The sequence below is a fragment of the Variovorax sp. VNK109 genome (genome assembly GCF_049445855.1).
GTDB lineage: Bacteria > Pseudomonadota > Gammaproteobacteria > Burkholderiales > Burkholderiaceae_C > JAGOCV01.
The window spans coordinates 748,885-766,004 of the sequence record NZ_JBMSDV010000001.1; the positions used below are offsets into that span (position 1 = coordinate 748,885).

The 17,120-nt window shown below is 66.4% G+C and carries 12 protein-coding genes; 4 read left to right on the forward strand and 8 right to left on the reverse strand.

What is annotated here, in order from left to right; genetic code table 11:
- Positions 1–29: 29 nt before the first annotated feature.
- The 3 genes from cphA (ACO2Q9_RS03660) (at position 30) to ACO2Q9_RS03670 (ending at position 5,748) form a co-directional block, all read left to right on the forward strand.
- On the forward strand, positions 30–2,231 hold the full coding sequence (gene cphA, locus ACO2Q9_RS03660; RefSeq protein WP_423308412.1) for a cyanophycin synthetase: 2,202 nt from the start codon (positions 30–32) through the stop codon (positions 2,229–2,231).
- Position 2,232: 1 nt separating this feature from the next.
- Positions 2,233–4,827: a cyanophycin synthetase gene (cphA, locus tag ACO2Q9_RS03665; protein WP_423308414.1), complete on the forward strand. Its 2,595-nt coding sequence runs from the start codon at positions 2,233–2,235 to the stop codon at positions 4,825–4,827.
- A 78-nt stretch (positions 4,828–4,905) separates the two neighbouring features.
- Complete coding sequence (locus tag ACO2Q9_RS03670; protein WP_423308416.1) at positions 4,906–5,748, forward strand: urease accessory protein UreD; 843 nt, start codon at positions 4,906–4,908, stop codon at positions 5,746–5,748.
- 7 nt (positions 5,749–5,755) lie between these two features.
- Here ACO2Q9_RS03670 and ACO2Q9_RS03675 read toward each other — a convergent pair whose 3' ends face one another.
- The 8 genes from ACO2Q9_RS03675 to urtA form a co-directional block, all read right to left on the reverse strand.
- Positions 5,756–6,757: a transporter gene (locus tag ACO2Q9_RS03675; RefSeq protein ID WP_423308418.1), complete on the reverse strand. Its 1,002-nt coding sequence runs from the start codon at positions 6,755–6,757 to the stop codon at positions 5,756–5,758.
- A gap of 1 nt (position 6,758) precedes the next feature.
- Positions 6,759–7,718, reverse strand: coding sequence for a polyphosphate kinase 2 (gene ppk2 / locus ACO2Q9_RS03680; RefSeq protein ID WP_423308420.1), 960 nt, complete (start codon positions 7,716–7,718; stop codon positions 6,759–6,761).
- 111 nt (positions 7,719–7,829) lie between these two features.
- A complete protein-coding gene (locus ACO2Q9_RS03685; RefSeq protein WP_423308422.1) occupies positions 7,830–8,225 on the reverse strand; it encodes an RcnB family protein in 396 nt (131 codons plus the stop codon).
- A gap of 158 nt (positions 8,226–8,383) precedes the next feature.
- Positions 8,384–9,076: an urea ABC transporter ATP-binding subunit UrtE gene (urtE, locus tag ACO2Q9_RS03690; RefSeq protein WP_423308424.1), complete on the reverse strand. Its 693-nt coding sequence runs from the start codon at positions 9,074–9,076 to the stop codon at positions 8,384–8,386.
- A 357-nt stretch (positions 9,077–9,433) separates the two neighbouring features.
- The gene (gene urtD / locus ACO2Q9_RS03695; RefSeq protein ID WP_423308426.1) at positions 9,434–10,306 is read right to left on the reverse strand and encodes an urea ABC transporter ATP-binding protein UrtD; all 873 of its coding nucleotides are present in this window, start codon (positions 10,304–10,306) and stop codon (positions 9,434–9,436) included.
- A complete protein-coding gene (gene urtC, locus ACO2Q9_RS03700; RefSeq protein WP_423309910.1) occupies positions 10,303–11,382 on the reverse strand; it encodes an urea ABC transporter permease subunit UrtC in 1,080 nt (359 codons plus the stop codon). The genes urtD and urtC overlap by 4 nt, the downstream gene beginning before the upstream one ends.
- An 89-nt stretch (positions 11,383–11,471) precedes the next feature.
- The gene (gene urtB, locus ACO2Q9_RS03705) at positions 11,472–13,064 is read right to left on the reverse strand and encodes an urea ABC transporter permease subunit UrtB (protein WP_423308428.1); all 1,593 of its coding nucleotides are present in this window, start codon (positions 13,062–13,064) and stop codon (positions 11,472–11,474) included.
- A gap of 147 nt (positions 13,065–13,211) precedes the next feature.
- Positions 13,212–14,483, reverse strand: coding sequence for an urea ABC transporter substrate-binding protein (gene urtA / locus ACO2Q9_RS03710; RefSeq protein WP_423308430.1), 1,272 nt, complete (start codon positions 14,481–14,483; stop codon positions 13,212–13,214).
- Positions 14,484–14,691: 208 nt separating this feature from the next.
- Here urtA and ACO2Q9_RS03715 point away from each other — a divergent pair, with 208 nt between their 5' ends.
- Positions 14,692–16,986, forward strand: a complete 2,295-nt coding sequence (locus ACO2Q9_RS03715; RefSeq protein ID WP_423309912.1) for a molybdopterin cofactor-binding domain-containing protein — start codon at positions 14,692–14,694, stop codon at positions 16,984–16,986.
- The last annotated feature ends 134 nt before the right edge of the window (positions 16,987–17,120 follow it).

Sequence of the window (17,120 nt, forward strand, 5' to 3'; positions counted from 1 at the left end):
ATTCTCGCCGAAGCCATACTGCCATGCTCATGAAAGCTCAACGCACCATCCGGCTGCTGCGGATGACCTACCTGCGCGGACCGAATATCTGGACCTACCGCCCGGTCCTGGAGACCTGGCTCGACCTGGGCGTCCTCGAGGACTGGCCGTCCAACCTCATCGAGGGGTTCAACGACCGCCTGACCGGCCTGCTTCCCACCCTGATGGAGCACCACTGTGGCGTCGGCGAGCGCGGCGGCTTCTTCCAGCGCCTGGTGGAAGGCACCTGGATGGGTCACGTGCTCGAGCACGTCTGCATCGAACTGCTGAACCTGGCGGGCATGCCCACCGGCTTCGGCCAGACCCGCAGCACCTCGCGCCATGGCGTCTACCGCATGGTGTTCCGCGCGCGCGACGAGCAGGTCGCCCGCACCGCCCTGGAAGAAGGCCACGCCCTGCTGGTCGCCACCATCAACAGCACGCCCTACACCGCCCTCGACCTGCAGGCTGCCGTCGGCCGCATCCGCGCCAAGGTCGACGACTGTTACCTCGGCCCCAGCACTGCCGCCATCGTCAACGCGGCGTCAGACCGCCAGATTCCCCACATCCGCCTGAACGACGGCAACCTGGTCCAGTTGGGCTATGGCGCCGCGCAGCGGCGCATCTGGACAGCCGAAACCGACAACACCAGCGCCATCGGCGAAAGCATCGCCGGCGACAAGGACCTGACCAAGACCCTGCTTACCGCCTGCGGCGTGCCCGTGCCCGAAGGCGTGGTGGTGGACAGCGCGCAAGCCGCCTGGGAAGCCGCCGAAGACGTCGGCCTGCCGGTCGTCGTGAAGCCGCTGGACGGCAATCACGGCAGCGGCGTGTCGCTGGAAATCAGCAAGCGCGAAGACATCGAGGTTGCTTTCGCCGCCGCGCAGCGCCAGAGCAGCGACGTCATCGTCGAACGCTACATCCGTGGCCACGAGCACCGCCTGCTGGTGGTGGGCGGCCGCGTGGTGGCTGCCGCGCGCGGTGACCACGCCACGGTCACCGGCGACGGCAAGTCCACGGTGCGCCAGCTGGTCGATTCGCAGTTGCACACCGACCCGCGCCGTGGCGAGGAAGAGGATTTCCCGCTCGGCCTGATCGATTTCGACACTGACGATTCCTCGCGCCTCGAGTTGCAGCGCCAGGGCCTGACGCCCGAGTCCGTGCCCGCAGCCGCCCGCGTGGTCGTGGTGCAGCGCAACGGCAACCTGTCGATCGACTGCACCGACGACGTCCACCCCGAGGTGGACCACATCGTCAGCCTGGCCGCACGTGTGGTCGGGCTCGACGTCGCCGGCGTGGACGTGGTGGCGCAGGACATCAGCCGACCGCTGCACGAGCAGGGCGGCGCGATCGTCGAGGTGAATGCCGGCCCCGGGCTGCTGATGCACCTCAAGCCGGCCGTCGGCACGCCGCGCCCGGTGGGCCGCGCGATCTGCGACCACCTGTTCGCCGAAGACGAAAGCGGCCGCATTCCCGTGGTGGGCGTGGCCGGCACGCACGACACGTCCAGCATTGCGCAGGCCATCGCCTGGCTGCTGCGCCTGAGCGGCCGCTACACCGGCCTGGCCTGTCAGGGTGGCCTGTTCCTGGACGGCCGCCAGGTCGAGCGCGCCGACAGCGCCAATTTCGATGCCGGCCACCGCCTGCTGATGAACCGCAACGTACAGGCCGTCGTCATCGAGAACGGCCCGGCCAGCGTGTTGCGTGACGGCCTTGCCTACGACCGCTGCCAGGTCGGCATCGTCACCGACTTCGACGGTGCCGGCCAGCTCGGCGACTTCGACGTGCAGGACGATGGGCAGCGCGACGACCAGATGTTCAAGGTGCTGCGCACGCAGGTGGACGTGGTGCTGGGCAGCGGCAGCGCCGTGCTCAATTCCGCCCTGCCCCGCGTGGAAGAACTGGCCGAGTTGTGTGATGGCGACGTCATCCTCTACGGCAAGGACCCCAAGACCCCGGCCATCGTGGCGCACCGCGAACGCGGTGGCCGTGCGGTGTTCGTGCGCCAGCAGCAGATCGTGCTGGCCACGGGCAGCAGCGAAGCCTTCCTCCCCGACCTCGGAAAAATCGTCAACGGCCACGGCCGTGGCCGCACGCTAACCGTGTCGCTGCTGGCTGCCGTGTCTGCGGCCTGGGCCCTGGGCATTGCGCCGGCGCTGATCGGCGCCGGCATCGAGGCCTTCGAAGAACACGCTGCGCAAGGAGCGCACTGACATGGAAGTCACCCGCATCCGGGCCCTGCGTGGCCCCAATCTCTGGAGCCGTAACACGTCGCTGGAAGCCGTGGTCCGCTGCAGCGAGGAAGCCCGCTCCATCGCCGGCATGTCCGGCTTCGAGGTGCGCCTGCGCGAATTCTTCCCGACCATCGGCGCCATCCGCCATAGCGGCTATGAAGGTCCGGTCTCGCTGGCCCACGTGCTCGAAGCCGCTGCGCTTGCGCTGCAGGCGCAGGCCGGATGCCCCGTCACCTTCAGCCGCACCACCGAGACGGTGGAAGCCGGTGTGTACCAGGTGGTTGTGCAATACACAGAAGAAGCCGTCGGTCGCAAAGCGCTGCAGGCAGCCGAAAAGCTGATCGCCGTGTCGCTGCGCGGCGGCGAGTTCGATCTCGCTGCCACGCTGGCCGAATTGCGCGAGCTCGACGAAGACGAGCGCCTGGGTCCGAGCACCGGCAACATCGTCGACGCCGCCGTCGCACGCGGCATTCCCTACCGCCGCCTCACGCGCGGCAGCCTGGTGCAGTTCGGCTGGGGTTCGCGCCAGCGCCGCATCCAGGCGGCCGAGGTCGACGCGACCAGCGCCATTGCCGAATCCATCGCGCAGGACAAGGAACTCACCAAGCAGTTGCTGCGCGCCGCCGGTGTACCGGTACCGCTCGGCCGTCCGGTCACCGACTTCGAAGACGCCTGGGCCGTGGCGCAGGAAATCGGCCTGCCCGTCGTCGTGAAGCCGCAGGACGGCAACCAGGGCAAGGGCGTGACGGTCAACATCGTCGACCGTGACCATCTGGCCATCGCGTTCCGCGCAGCCACGGAGTACGGCAGCACGGTCATGGTCGAGAAGTACCTGCCGGGTAACGACTTCCGCCTGCTGGTGGTGGGTGATCGGCTGGTCGCCGCGTCCCGGCGAGATCCGCCGCAGGTCATCGGCGACGGTGAGCACACCGTGCGCGAACTGGTGGACATCGTCAACCAGGATCCGCGCCGTGGCGAAGGCCACGCCACCTCGCTCACCAAGATCCGCTTCGACGACATCGCCGTCGCGCGCCTGAAGGTGCAAGGGCTCACACCCGAATCCGTGCCGCCGAAGGGACAGCGCGTCGTGCTGCGCAACAACGCCAACCTGTCCACCGGCGGCACCGCCACCGACGTGACCGACGACGTGCACCCCGAAGTGGCCGCACGTGCCGTGGCCGCCGCGCAGATGGTGGGCCTGCACATCTGCGGCGTCGACGTGGTCTGCGAAACCATGCTCCGCCCGCTGGAAGAACAGCACGGCGGCATCGTCGAGGTGAACGCCGCGCCCGGCCTGCGCATGCACATTTCGCCTTCGTTCGGCAAGGGCCGCAACGTCGGCGCTGCCACCATCGACCAGATGTTCGTGCACGGTGACGACGGCCGCATCCCCATCGTCGCGGTCACCGGCACCAACGGCAAGACGACGACCACGCGTCTCATCAACCACATGCTGGGCGCCAGCGGCCTGCGCACCGGCATGACGAACACCGACGGCGTCTACATCGACGGCCGCCAGACCGACAGCGGCGACTGCTCCGGCCCGCGCAGCGCACGCAATGTGCTGATGCACCCGGACGTGGACGCTGCCGTGTTCGAAGTGGCGCGTGGCGGGGTTCTGCGCGAAGGCCTCGGCTTCGACCGCTGCCAGGTGGCCGTGGTCACCAACATCGGCGTGGGCGATCACCTCGGCCTGAACTACATCACGACGGTGGAAGACCTCGCCGTGCTCAAGCGCGTGATCGTGCAGAACGTGTCGCCCTCGGGCTACGCCGTGCTCAACGCGGCGGACCCCCACGTGGCTGCGATGGCCGCCACCTGCCCCGGCCAGGTGATCTACTTCGCACCCAGCCGCCTGCACCCGATCATGTCGGCGCACCGTGCGCAGGGCAAGCGCACTGTCTACCTGGACGGCGACGCCATCGTCGCGGCCGAAGGCTCGTGGCGCGAACGCGTGCTGCTGCGCGACGTACCCATCACGCGCGGCGGCACCATCGGCTTCCAGGTGGAGAACGTCATGGCCGCCATCGCTGCAGCCTGGGCTGTCGGGCTCGACTGGGATACGCTGCGCAGCGGCCTGGCCAGCTTCGTGAATGATGCCGACAACGCGCCCGGCCGCTTCAACGTCATGGACTACCGTGGCGCAACCATCATCGCCGACTACGGCCACAACCCCGATGCGATGCGCGCCCTGGTCTCCGCCGTGGACGCCATGCCGTCGAAGCGGCGCAGCGTGGTCATCAGCGGTGCGGGCGACCGGCGCGACAGCGACATCAGCGACCAGACCGTCATCCTCGGCGATGCGTTCGACGACGTGATCCTCTACCAGGACGCCGCCCAGCGCGGCCGCGCCGATGGCGAAGTCATCCGCCTGCTGCGCGAAGGGCTGGTCAACGCCAGGCGTACCAAGTCGGTGGACGAAATCAATGGCGAATTCATCGCCATCGACAGGGCGCTCGAACGCCTTCAGCCCGGCGACCTGTGCCTGATCCTCGTGGATCAGGTGGAGGAAGCACTGGCGCACATCGCCATGCGCGTCGAGGAATCGCGGCATCCGGCCGACGCCGTCGCATAAACTCCACGCATCCTCGGCGCAAGGTCGGCACATCGCCCGTCCGGCATGAATGCACGGGGCCCTTGCCCCTGCATTTCCATGACCTGGCACGCCTCACTGCAACTGGACTACAAGCGCGACGCTTCGAGCGCTGCGCCACGGACCGTGGCTCACTTCCGCCACGACGGTCCGCTGCGCATCCTGCAAAGCCTCTATCCCGAAGGCGACGCCATCTGCCACAACGTGCTGGTGCACCCACCCGGCGGGCTGGTGGGCGGTGACACGCTGGACATCCGCGTGTCGGTCGGCGAGAACGCGCATGGCCTCGTCACCACACCCGGCGCGACGCGGTTCTACCGGAGCGATGCCGATCTGGCCGTGCAGCGCGTGCGGGTCGACATGGCGAGCGGCAGCCGCCTCGAATGGCTGCCGCTCGAAGCGCTGGCCTACAACGATTGCAAGGCGCTCAACGAAGCCACATTCGCGCTCGCGCCCGGCGCCGAACTCATCGGCTGGGACGTCACGGCCTTCGGCTTGCCTCATGCGCAGCAACCGTACCTGCGCGGACGCTTCCAGCAGCATCTGGAAATTCCCGGCGTCTGGCTGGAACGCGGGCGGGTCGACGCGACGGATGCGTCTCTGATGGACGGACCGCTGGGCATGGCCGGTCATCGATGTCTCGCCACGCTGTTCTTCGCGACGGGCACGGCGCTCACGCGCGAGCGTCGTGAAATCGCCCTCGATGCCGCACGCCGTGTGATGGACATGCACGGGCTGCGCGACACCGCCGGTGCCACCAGCCCGCATGACCAGGTGATTGCCGTGCGCGTGCTCGCACCGGTGGTGGAGCCGGCGATGGACCTGCTGCGGCAGGTGTGGCGTGCATGGCGTCGCGAGCTCTGGCAACTCGGCGGCGAGCAGCCGCGCATCTGGTCGACCTGATTCCGTCTCAGCGGTCGTCGCCGTTGCGGAATGCGAGCCAGCCGGCAATCGCGGTGAACGCGATGACGATGCTGACCACGATCCAGAAGCCGTGATCGTTGCCGCTCCACGGCACGCCGCCCACGTTCATGCCGAACAGGCCGGCAAGGATGTTGATCGGCAGCGCCAGCACCGTCACCACCGTCAGCACGAACAGGCTGCGGTTGTTGTCCTCGTTCACGCTGGCGGCAATTTCTTCCTGCAGCAGCTTGATGCGTTCCTGCAGCGCATGCATGTCGCGCAGCGTCACCGAGAACTCCTCGGTCGCCTGGCGCAGTTCTTCCACGTCGCGCTCGGCCATCCAGGCATGCGGATGCTGCAGCAACCGGAACAGCGCCGCAGGTTCGGGCGCGAGCAGGCGCTGCAGGCGCACGAGCAAGCGCCGGAGCACACCCAGTTGCGCGCGCTTGTGATGCCGCCTGCCAGCCAGCAGGTCGTCCTCGATCGCGTCCACGCGCGTCGTGACGCCACGCACGATGTCCACCAGCACATCGGCCTGTGCCTGTAGCAGCCGCTCGAGCAGTTCGACGCTCGATCGCAGGGGCATGCCGCGCCGCACGTCCGCGCGCAGCCGGTCGATGGAGCGCAGCGGCTTCTGCCGCGCCGTTACCACGAGGCGTGGCGTCACCGCGATCCACAAGGTCGCGATGTCGGACGATTCGAACGAGAAATCGAAATGCGCGTCGTTGATGACGGCCACCAACGCTTCGTCGGTGCGCTCGATGCGCGTGGAATGCACGCCGTCCTTCAGCGCCTCGAAGAACTCCTCGGGCAGTTGCGCAAGGCGCTCCAGCCAGCGCTGGCTGGCCGCGTGTGCAAGGTTGAAGTGCAGCCAGACGAAGCTGTCGCCGTCGCCCGCGAGTTCGTCCAGCGCCTGTGCCGTGCCGATCTCGCGCACCGGCTCACCACGGCTGAAGCCGTAGCCGCTGATCAGGCCGGACTCGTCACCGCCGTAGTTGTGCTGGAACACATCAGTAGCGCTCGGGCACGAACAGCTCCGGCGGCACCGGATGACGCAGGTAGTCCGGGTTGCGCACGCGTTCGGGCAGATGCACCGCGTCGTGCGGTACTTCGCCGTAGGGCACCTGCTCCAGCAGGTGGCTGATGCAGTTCAGGCGCGCCTTCTTCTTGTCCACCGCCTGCACCACCCACCACGGCGCTTCGGCAATGTGGGTGCGCTCCAGCATGATTTCCTTGGCGCGGGTGTAGTCTTCCCAGCGCACGCGCGACTGCAGGTCCATCGGGCTCAGCTTCCACTGCTTGAGCGGATCGTGGATGCGCCCGAGGAAGCGCAGGTGCTGCTCCTCGTCGGTGATGGAGAACCAGTACTTGATGAGCTGGATGCCCGAGCGCACGAGCATGCGCTCGAACTCGGGCACGCTGCGGAAGAACTCTTCGTACTCATCGTCGTTGCAAAAGCCCATGACGCGTTCGACGCCGGCCCGGTTGTACCAGCTGCGGTCGAACAGCACGATCTCTCCGCCTGCAGGCAGGTGCGACACATAGCGCTGGAAGTACCACTGCGTGCGCTCCCGGTCGTTCGGCGCGGGCAACGCCGCCACGCGCACGACGCGGGGATTCAGCCGCTGCGTGATGCGCTTGATGACACCGCCCTTGCCAGCGGCATCGCGGCCTTCGAACAGGATGACGACCTTGTGGCGCGACTTGACCACCCAGTCCTGCAGCTTCACCAGCTCGGACTGCAGGCGGAACAGCTCCTGGAAGTACTGCTTGCGCGCCTTGCGGTTGGCATCGGTATGGTCCTTGCGCTCGATGCCCGCTTCGCGGGCGATGTGGTCCTCGGTCTGGTCTTCGAGCTCCATCTCGAGCTCTTCGTCATAGCCGTCGACCATGTCCAGATAAATGCGCTGGAGGAGTTCGTCGTCGACGGTGGGTGTGATGGAAGACGTGGGGGGCGTACGGTCGGACATAGCTTCCCACCTTGCCACGCCTTCATGGCAAATTCGTGACAGCCGGTGACGGCTTCGCATGAATCGTCACCGGACTGTCACATCCACGCGCCCACAGTGGAGCGGCGGCGGTCAGCGCGCCAGGATCAGGCTGGCGATCACGCCGGTGGCGATGGCCACGAGTGCGAAGTCGTTGCCGTCCTTCACCCACTGGTGGCCGCGCGGGGGTGCGGACAGGTGGTAGGCGCGGTAGTCGTTGACCACATAGCGCTGGCCGCGGTAGGCCGCCGGCATGCGGTCGCCGCGGTGGTAGCGCACGAAATGACGGTTGTCGTAGCGGCGATGGTCGTCGACGCGGACATAGCGCACCGGCGGCGGCGCATGGCGTGCGTCGCGCACCACCACCACGCGGTCAGGGCCGCGCCCGTTGTTGCCGTGGCCATGGTCGTAGCGCGGCTGGGCAGAGGCCACGGCGGTCACGCCCATGGTCATGGCGAGTGCCAGTGCGATCTTGCTCGAGGTCTTCATATCAGGCTCCTTTCGGTGAACGTTCGGTGTGAACGAGCCTTCATGGTGGCCGGCGCATGTCAAGCGCAGGTAAACGGCCGGAAAAGCTGTTTGATATCTGCGCTCGACCTGTTGCACAGGTAAAGCGTCTGTGAAAACGCCGCGCAGGGCGTTGCAGATCAGATCGCCACGAGCTGGCGGATGCCCTTGGCTTCCATCTCGCTGCCGGGGCCGCGCGCGATGAATTCGCCGCGTTCCATGACGAGGTAGTCGTCGGCCAGCTCTTGCGCGAAGTCGTAGTACTGCTCGACCAGCAGGATGGCCATGTCACCCCGGTCGGCCAGCATGCGGATGACGCGGCCGATGTCCTTGATGATGCTCGGCTGGATGCCTTCGGTCGGCTCGTCGAGGATCAGCAGTTTGGGCTTGGGCGCGAGTGCGCGCGCAATCGCCAGTTGCTGCTGCTGGCCACCGGACAGGTCGCCGCCACGGCGATGCAGCATCTGCTTGAGCACCGGGAACAGTTCGTACAGCTCCGCAGGCACCGGCGTGCTGCCCGGCTTGTAGGCCAGGCCCATGCGCAGGTTTTCTTCCACGGTCAGGCGCGCGAAGATCTCGCGGCCCTGCGGCACGAAGCCGATGCCGGCACGGGCACGTTCGTAAGGGGTCGAGGCCTGGATCGGCTTGCCGTCGAATTCGATCGTGCCGGTCTTGATCGGGATGAGGCCCATCAGGCTCTTGAGCAGCGTCGTCTTGCCCACACCGTTGCGTCCGAGCAGCACGGTGACCTTGCCCAAGTGCGCTTCCAGGCTCACGTCGCGCAGGATGTGGGAGCCGCCGTAGTACTGGTTGATGTTCTTGACTGTCAGCATGGTTTTGCCTTCCCGTGCGGGATGCGATTCGTGGGCGACGCGATGGGGAGGAGGCCGTGTGGGGCCGGCTGTTGGCGTTCAAGAGAATCATTCCGCCCGCACCAAGAGGGCTGGTGGGGCTGCGCCCTTGGCTCCGCGTGTGCGGGCTCCGTCGCCGCATGGCTTTGGCGCTTGGCGCGCCGCAGGCGCGCTTCGTCAACTGGCTCATCGCGGCTGTCTGAGCGCAGCGGATCAAGTGATCCGCGTAGCGAGTTCCGCGACGCAAGCGCCAAAGCCATGCGGTGACGGACCAAAGCCCGTACCCGCGGAGCCAAGGGCGCAGCCCCATCAGCCCTCGCTCCCCGAGAAAGGAAGCCGTCACCGCCCAAGATACACCTCGATGACCCGCTCATCCGCCTGCACCTGATCCAGCGTTCCCTGCGCCAGTACCGAGCCATCGCACAGCACGGTGACGATCTCGCTGATGGTCCGGATGAAGCTCATGTCGTGCTCCACCACCATCAGCGAATGCTTGCCCTTGAGCGTGAGGAACAACTCGGCCGTGCGTGCGGTTTCCTCGTCGGTCATGCCGGCCACGGGTTCATCGAGCAGCAGCAGCTTCGGGTCCTGCATGAGCAGCATGCCGATCTCCAGCCATTGCTTCTGGCCGTGGCTCAGGTTGCCTGCCATGCGGCCGACACTGCCGGCCAGATGGATCGTGTGCAGCACCTCGGCCAACCGGTCGCTTTGCCCCGAATCGAGGCGGAACAGCATCGAGGCCTTCACGCCCTTGTCGGTCTTGAGCGCGAGCTCGAGGTTCTCGAACACCGTCAGTTGCTCGAACACCGTCGGCTTCTGGAACTTGCGGCCGATGCCCAGTTGCGCGATCTGCGGCTCGGTGTGCGCCAGCAGGTCGATCGTGCTGCCGAAGTACACCTGCCCTTCGTCGGGCCGCGTCTTGCCGGTGATGATGTCCATCATCGTCGTCTTGCCCGCGCCGTTGGGGCCGATGATGCAGCGCAGCTCGCCCGGCGCGATGTCCAGGCTCAGCTTGTTGATCGCCTTGAATCCGTCGAAGCTCACGCTCACGTCTTCGAGGTACAGGATGCGGCCGTGCGTGACGTCCACCTCGCCCGGCGTATGAATGCGCGAATAGCCCGCCGCGCGTCCGCCGGACTCGGTCTGCGTCTTGACGGCCTCCATGCGCGCGGCGATGCGCTGCGCGCCCTGTTCGAGAAGGTCGGGGGTCATTCCGCGCCTCCGTTCTTTTTCTTCGTGAGCTTGCGGACCAGCCCCACCACGCCCTGCGGCAGGAACAATGTGACAGCAATGAAGATCGCGCCGAGGAAGTACAGCCAGTACTCGGGGAAGGCCACGGTGAACCAGCTCTTGGCACCGTTGACGATGAAGGCACCTGCGATCGGTCCGATCAGCGTGGCGCGACCGCCCACGGCTGCCCAGATGGCGATCTCGATCGAATTCGGCGGCGACATCTCGCTCGGGTTGATGATGCCGACCTGAGGCACATACAGCGCGCCGGCCACGCCGCACATCATGGCCGAGATGGTCCAGATGGTGAGCTTGTAGGCGACCGGGTTGTAGCCCGAGAACATCACGCGGCTTTCCGCGTCGCGGATGGCCTGCAGCACGCGGCCGAACTTGCTTTGGACCAGCCAGCGCGCGAACAGGAAGAAGCCCAGCAGCACCACGCCCGTCAGCACGAACAGGAACATGCGCATGTTGGGCGTTGCGATCGGGATGTCCAGGATGCGCTTGAAATCGGTGAAGCCGTTGTTGCCGCCGAAGCCCGTTTCGTTGCGGAAGAACAGCAGCATGGCGGCGAACGTCATCGCCTGCGTAATGATGGAGAAGTACACGCCCTTGATGCGCGAACGGAACGCGAAGAAGCCGAACACGAACGCGAGCAGGCCGGGCACCAGCACCACCAGCAGCATCTGCAGGATGAACGAGCCGCTGAAAGTCCAGTGCCAGGGCAGTTCCTTCCAGTCGAGAAAGACCATGAAGTCCGGCAGCTCGCTCTTGTAGTTGCCGTCCAGACCGATCTGCCGCATGAGGTACATGCCCATCATGTAGCCCCCCAGCGCGAAGAACAGGCCGTGCCCGAGCGACAGGATGCCGGTGTAGCCCCAGATCAGGTCCATGGCCAGCGCGGCGATGGCGTAGCACATGATCTTGCCCAGCAGCGCCACGTAGTAGTCGCTCATGTGGAAGATGCTGCCGTCGGGCACGACCAGATTGAGCAGCGGCGCGACGGCGCAGATGACGACAAGCGCGACGAGGTACGCCGTCCAGCCCTTCGCCGACATCAGCGGTTTGCGACCGGGCAGCACGAGTTCCGGCGTGACGACAGGTTGCGCGGGCGCCTGCACGCCGGCTTCGTTGGTGGTGAGTTGCGTCATGCTTCGGCGCTCCGGCCCTTCACGGCAAAGATGCCTTGCGGACGCTTCTGGATGAAGATGATGATGAACACGAGCACGGCGATCTTGGCCAGCACCGCGCCGGCCCAGCCTTCGAGCAGCTTGTTCAGGATGCCCAGGCCCAGCGCGGCGTAGACCGTGCCGGCCAGTTGGCCGACGCCGCCCAGCACCACCACCATGAACGAATCCACGATGTAGCCCTGGCCGAGGTCGGGGCCGACGTTGCCGACCTGGCTGAGCGCACAGCCCGCCAGACCCGCAATGCCCGAGCCCAGCGCGAATGCATAGGTGTCGATGCGCGCCGTGTTCACGCCCATGCACGAAGCAATGGGACGGTTCTGCGTGACACCCCGCACGAACAGCCCGAGGCGCGTGCGGCCGATGAGGAACGCCATGCCCGCGAGTACCAGCCCTGCAAACACGATGATCAGCACGCGGTTCCACGGCAGCGTGAGGTTGGACAGCACGGCGAAGCCACCGCTCATCCACGACGGGTTTTCCACGCCGACGTTCTGCGCGCCGAAGATGGTGCGCACCAGTTGCATCAGCATCAAGCTGATGCCCCAGGTGGCCAGCAGCGTCTCGAGCGGACGGCCGTAGAGGAAGCGGATGACACTGCGTTCGAGCGCCGCGCCCACCAGCGCCGACGACAGGAACGCCACCGGGATCGCCGCGATCAGGTAGGCGTCGAAGATGCCCGGGAAGTATTTCTGGAACACGCCCTGCACCACGTACGTGGCATAGGCGCCGATCATCATCAGCTCGCCGTGCGCCATGTTGATCACGCCCATCAGCCCGTAGGTGATGGCCAGGCCCAGCGCGACCAGCAGCAGGATGGAGCCGAGGCTGATGCCCGTGAATAGCTGGCCGAGACGCTCGCCCCACACCAGCGCGGCATTGATGGCGGACAGCGACGACTGGATCTGCGCCTTGACCTGCGGATCGGATTCCTCGCTCAGGCGCTCGTTGAGCAGCAATTTGGTGCTGGGGTTCTTGCTGCCTTCCAGCGCCTTGGCTGCGGCAATGCGCCTGGCCGGATCTTCACTGCCCAGCAGCGCTGCGGCCCGCGCCAGTTCGAGCTGCGCCTTGATGCTTTCGTTCTTCTCGGCGGCCAGCGCCTTCTCGATGATCGGCAGGCGCGATTCGGAAGGGTCTTTCAGCAGGGACTGCACGGCCGCAGCGCGCACGGTGTCATCCGTGCTGAAGAGCTTGAGCGCAGCCAGGGCCGTGTCCAGCTCGCTGCGCATCAGGTTGTTGTTGATGATGTCTTCCGCATCGTCGGGCACCTTCACTTCTGCGCCCGACACCGGGTCGTAGCCCTTGTCGTCCCTGACGACCACGGGTTTGCCGTTTGCGACCTTCACTTCATCGTCGGCCAGCGCCTGGATGAAGGCCGCTGTCTTGTCATCGGCAGCCTGGATGGCCTTGCCGAGCGCCTGGATGCGGTCGGCACTCTCGCCCACCGCCATCGCCTTGGCTTCGTCGTCCGTCAGTGCGAATGCGGGTTGCACCACGGCACCCAGCAACACCAGGGCGGCGCAGGCCAAACGACTGGCCACCTGACGGACCATCTGAATGCAGCGTCGCGTTGTCAAACGGAAATCTCCAACAGCTTTTCGGGCGTCATGCATGGCAATAGCAACATCCGCGCCCGCTTCTCGTAAAAGGAGGGGCGCGTGGCCCCTCCCATTCCCTCTGCAGCAATCAGCAAGTGCCGATCACTTCTTCTCGGGCTCGTCCTTCTTCTTGTCGTTGCCTTCGATGTACGGGCTCCAGGGCTTGGCCTTCACGGGACCCGGCGTCTTCCACACCACGTTGAACTGGCCGTCGGCCTTGATTTCGCCGATGAACACCGACTTGTGCAGGTGGTGATTCTTCTCGTCCATCTTGGACACGATGCCCGACGGTGCCTTGAAGGTCTGGCCGGCCATGGCGGCGATGACCTTGTCGACGTCGGTCGACTTGGCCTTCTCGACGGCCTGCTTCCACATCATGATGCCGATGTAGGTGGCTTCCATCGGGTCGTTCGTCAGCGGTTTGTCCTTGTGGCCGGCGATGTTCTTGGCCTTGGCGTAGTCGCTCCACTTCTTGATGAACTCGGTGTTGGCCGGGCTCTTGATGGACATGAAGTAGTTCCAGGCAGCCAGGTGGCCGACCAGCGGCTTGGTGTCCACGCCGCGCAGTTCTTCTTCGCCCACGGAGAAGGCGACGACCGGCACGTCCTTGGCCTTCAGGCCGGCGTTGCCCAGTTCCTTGTAGAAGGGAACGTTGGAGTCACCGTTGATGGTGGAGACGACAGCCGTCTTGCCACCGGCGGAGAACTTCTTCACGTCGGCAACGATGGTCTGGTAATCGCTGTGGCCGAACGGGGTGTACTTCTCGTCGATGTCGCTTTCCTTCACGCCCTTGGACTTCAGGTAGGCACGCAGGATCTTGTTGGTGGTGCGGGGATACACGTAGTCGGTGCCCAGCAGGACCCAACGCTTGGCGCCGCCGCCTTCCTTGCTCATCAGGTAGTCGACAGCGGGAATGGCTTGCTGGTTGGGAGCAGCACCGGTGTAGAACACGTTCTTGGAGAGTTCTTCGCCTTCGTACTGCACGGGGTAGAACAGCAGGCCGTTCATTTCTTCCACGACCGGCAGCACCGACTTGCGCGACACCGAGGTCCAGCAGCCGAAGATCACCGAGACCTTGTCCTGGCCGAGCAGTTGCTTGGTCTTTTCGGCGAACAGGGGCCAGTTGGAAGCGGGGTCGACCACGACGGGTTCGAGCTTCTTGCCGAGCACGCCACCCTTGGCGTTGATCTCGTCGATGGCCATCAGGATGGTGTCCTTCAGGACGGTTTCGGAAATGGCCATCGTGCCCGACAGGCTGTGCAGGACACCGACCTTGATGGTGTTGCCCGACTGCGCCAGGGCAGGCATGGCACCCGCTGCGCCAGCCAGCGCGACGGCAGCCGTCAGGGCCTTGAGTGTGAAACGACGTTGCATGTGTGCTTCTCCGCAATGATTGAAATTCGCCAACCTCGCCGCGCCGCCTCCCCCTCCGGGTCCGGCCCCTGCACGAACGATGGGATGGATTCTGGGTAGCGGCGGTCAACCCGGAAATACGCCGGGTGGCGTATGGCACCGCGGCGGGCGATGCGGGGTTAGGATTCGCGGCAACACATTCATTCGTGCAACGCACCGGGAGTCCGCCATCGTCAAACGGAGAATCGTTCTGCTGGGCGGCGCCGCTGCCGCGGGCGCGCTGGCGCTGGGCTGGGCGGTCGCGCCGGTCCGCCAGCGCCTCGTGACGGCAGAGGCACCGCCCGTGGCAGGAGGTGAGCACGCACTCAATGGCTGGGTGAAGGTCGGCAGCGACGGCAGCGTCGTCGTCTGGATGAGCAAGTCCGAAATGGGCCAGGGCGTGCACACGGGCCTGGCCGCCGTTCTGGCCGAGGAACTCGACGCCGACTGGGATCGGGTGCGTGTCGAGATGGCACCGCCCGACCGCATCTACAACAACCTCACCGTGGCGACCGACGGCCTGCCCTTCCATCCTGACGAGGGTGGTGCGGTGAAGTCGGTCGCGGTCTGGCTCACCGGAAAGACGATGCGCGAGATCGGCACCAGCGTCACCGGCGGCTCCACCAGCATCAAGGACCTGTGGCTGCCGATGCGCGAAGCCGGTGCCAGCGCGCGCGCCATGCTGGTGGCGGCTGCGGCGGCACACTGGAATGTGCCCGCGCGGGAATGCAGCGCCAAGGCGGGCATGGTGTCGCATACGTCGGGCAGGCGCATGGGCTTCGGTGAACTGGCGGAACACGCGGCGCGCCAGCCCCTGCCCCGTCGTGTCCCGCTGAAGGACCCGGCGACCTTCGTGCTCGCGGGCCGTCCGTTGCGACGCATCGAAGCGGCAGGAAAGGTCCACGGAAGCGCCCGGTTCGGGATCGACGTGCGCCCGCAAGGCCTTCTGTATGCCAGCGTGAACATGTGCCCCACGCTGGGCGGAAGCGTAGAGCGTTTCGACGCAACACACGCGCAGGCCATGCCGGGCGTGCGCCACGTGCTCGCAGTCGACGCGCACAACGGCGGCACCGCCGGCGTGGCCGTCATTGCCGACACGTATTTCGAAGCGGTGCGCGCACTGGCCAGGGTGCAGGTCGAATGGTCGCACGGCCCCGCGTCGGCCATATCCGGCGAGGCGGTGCTCTCGCGCCTGTCGCAGGCGCTGGACAGCAACGACGGCCTTGCCTATCACGCAAGCGGCGACGTGGACGGCGCGTTCGCCAAGGCAGCGCGCGTGGTCGAGGCCGAATACCGCGCGCCGTGGCTTGCGCACGCGGCGATGGAACCGATCAACTGCACGGTGCAACTGACGGGGCAGGGCAAGGATGCGGGCGCCACCGTCTGGGCGTCGACACAGGTGCCCGACATCGCACGCCAAGGGGTGGCGAAGCTGCTCGGCGTCGACGCAAGCCAGGTGGACATGCAGGTGCAGTTGCTCGGCGGCGGCTTCGGCCGTCGGCTGGAAGCGGACTACATCGTGCAGGCGGCCGCGATCGCGCGCGCCGCAGGCGGCAAGCCGGTGCAGACGATCTGGTCGCGCGAGCAGGACATCCGCCATGACTTCTATCGGCCGGCCTGCGTGTCGAGGTTCCGCGCCGGCCTCGATGCGGATGGCCGCCCGGTCGCCTGGCACAACGTGTCGGCCGGCCAGGCGATCGTGCCGCACGTGCTTGCGCGCAGTTTTGGCTTGCCGGAACTGACGTCACCGCTCGTGCCGGACAAGACATCGTCCGAAGGTGCCTTCGACCAGCCCTATGAATGGCCGGCCTCGCGCGTGGCCCATGTGCGGGTGACGCTGCCCGTGCCCGTGGGGTTCCTGCGCTCTGTCGGCCATTCGCACCACGCCTTTTTCAAGGAAAGCTTCGTGGACGAACTGGCCGCTGCGGCCGGGCAGGACCCGGTGGCCTTCCGTGCCAGCCTGCTTGCGCGGCATCCGCGCCATCTGCAGGTACTGAAAAAAGCAGCCGAACTGTCGGGCTGGGGGCAGCCGCCCGCGCCGGCCGCCGACGGCACACGCGTCGCGCGTGGTGTGGCGCTGCACGAGTCGTTCGGCTCCATCGTGGCGCAGGTGGCGGAAGTGTCGCTCTCCGCAGAGAAGGCCATCCGAGTCCACCGGGTGATCTGCGTGATCGACTGCGGGTTTCCACTCAACCCGAACCTCATCGCCCAGCAGATGGAAAGCGGCATCGTGTTCGGGCTGTCGGCCGCACTGTACGGCGAGATCACGATCCGGGACGGGCAGGTGCAGCAGTCCAACTTCCACGACTACCCGGTGCTGCGCCTGCCGCAGACACCCATGGTTCAGACGCACATCATCCCGTCGACCGCCCACCCCCAGGGTGTGGGTGAGCCCGGCACGCCGCCGGTGGCACCTGCGGTGGCCAATGCGCTGTACGCCCTGACCGGGCAACGTTTGCGCTCGCTTCCCTTGCGTCCGGGCTGAGCCAGCCCCTGGCTGGGCCGGCCGGACTGCCAACTTTTCGCTGTTCCTGCCGCATGGCGCAGTTGTGCCGCACCAACGGCACGACAGACATGGCGGGGGCATGCGCCACGAGCCGATTCCCGTGCATAGAATAG